Origin of the sequence: Elizabethkingia argenteiflava (genome assembly GCF_009904105.1) — a bacterium.
GTDB lineage: Bacteria > Bacteroidota > Bacteroidia > Flavobacteriales > Weeksellaceae > Elizabethkingia > Elizabethkingia argenteiflava.
In genome coordinates this window covers 1-1,738 of sequence record NZ_JAAABJ010000036.1, presented here as the reverse complement: position 1 = coordinate 1,738, position 1,738 = coordinate 1, and the positions used below count along the sequence as shown (strand labels likewise).

Annotated in this window: 1 protein-coding gene and 1 pseudogene; one reads left to right on the top strand and one right to left on the bottom strand. The window is 33.3% G+C overall.

Annotation, left to right across the window (positions count from 1 at the left end; genetic code table 11):
- Window positions 1–120 precede the first annotated feature (120 nt).
- Window positions 121–696, bottom strand: a complete 576-nt coding sequence (locus tag GNY06_RS00170; protein WP_166518298.1) for a hypothetical protein — start codon at window positions 694–696, stop codon at window positions 121–123.
- Window positions 697–1,500: 804 nt separating this feature from the next.
- Between GNY06_RS00170 and GNY06_RS00165 the strand changes: the two are divergent.
- Window positions 1,501–1,738: pseudogene (locus GNY06_RS00165) on the top strand (IS256 family transposase); the annotation flags it as partial.

The following is a 1,738-nucleotide window of genomic DNA, read 5'->3' as shown; positions in this document are numbered from 1 at the left end:
GTCTCCTGTGAAATACAGAGAAAAGGAAAAACAGAAACTTGCTGTTATAAATTAACAGAAAATAAATTGGGTACAATATGAAAAATTGTCTAATTTTAAATCGTACTAAAAAAGGGAAGCCTACATATTAATACCTTCACCATGAGTAGTTACAAAGAAATGATTTTTGTATTTAAAAAATACCCAGCTCGTAGTTCCTTTGTAAAAAGTATGATGAGGGTTGGTTATATTCATAATCCCTCCTGTAATGGCTTGCTGTTCTATAAGTCCACCAGGTACTAAATACGTACTAGGTGCTTTAGCATCGACTACTGATCCAAAAACCAATTTGCTTCCTCCATTCACGACATTACTTACTTTTCCCAGTTTAAAGCCCGGATAAGAGTAGGCGTTTAATACAAGATCTTTTATTCGCTCTAAAGTTACAGCACTCGTTTCTGGTTCTAAATTGGTGATTACATCATAAGAATGGAAGGTGCTATCTTTCCTGTTTTCCTGTTCCCAATAAATCGTTTCAGGCAGCTTGATCTTTTTTAATGCATTATCTGAATAACGATCTGTTTTATCGGAACCGAATGTAAAGGCGCCGGTTCCTTTAGCGATTAAGCCATCTAGTAGGGAAGAATAATGATCTTGTAGTTGTTGGGCTAAGTTACCGGTATAGGGATCGTTTAGAGAAGTTATTATTTTTCTCATCTCACTTACAAATAAACCTTTAGGATCTGTTGCACCCAGTAGGGAGGCTTTATGGTGTGGTTTTGTACCCAGTGTATCAAGATACTTTCTCCTTATTTCTGCTACCTCTGGGGTGTCTTCATAACCTGAGGCTTCATTTTTTAGTGAAAGATAGGTGTTATGATCTGTAGTAGAGGTGTTTTTTCTATATTGTCACTGTTACAGCTGTTCATGATTAGAGCAAGAGCAATCACCAACAGGGGTAAAGGAGCTGATGGTATAGACTAACCTTTTATAGCTGTTGAAAAAAACTTGGTTCTCGGAAAGTGTAAATTTTTTTTTTCCCATGTCAATTAAATTTTAATTCTGTTTTGTGTTAATATGTTGTTAAATAAAATTAGCTTGTTTAAGCGTATAATAAAATAAGTTCAACCAGTTAAGTCAATTATTTATAGTAGTCATCCACGATGATTTTATTTCTTACATCTAGTCATGGGTAATTTTAAAATTACCCATGACTAGAATAGTTATATAATTTTATCTTAAAAATTTAGTCAGATAATTTTTTCAGCTACGGGTTTGTGTTATTTGTCAGTTAAATTAATAATATTTTTCTAATAAACAGATTTTAAATGTAAAAAAATAGCATTTGAATATGATTTAAAAGAATTTTGTTTGAATGGGTGAAGGTTGAAATATTTAATATATTAAAATATGAGAGTACTTAAACTATTTTATAATAATAGAACTTGTTTAAACTATTAGTTTTCTGAGAGGGTGTATCTCGAACTGTGTCATAAACATTATCTTTAAATATAATATCTTATGTCACAAGAAGAATTTGACTTTGAGTCTTTTAAGAAGGAGTCTATTGCCGGCCTTTATTCTGGAAAAAAAAAGACTGGCACCGATGGGGTTCTGTCTCCAATGGTGAAGCACTTTCTGGAATCTATGATGTGCGGTGAGCTTGAATACCACCTTGCTCAGGATAAACTTAACGAGCAAATTAACCGTAAGAACGGTAAAACGAAGAAGACCGTGCGTAGTCTAAGTGCTGGCTCAT

Excerpts from the sequence above, each read along its gene's own strand:
- GNY06_RS00170 (WP_166518298.1), bottom strand. The coding sequence starts at position 696 with ATGAGAAAAATAATAACTTCTCTAAACGATCCCTATACCGGTAACTTA.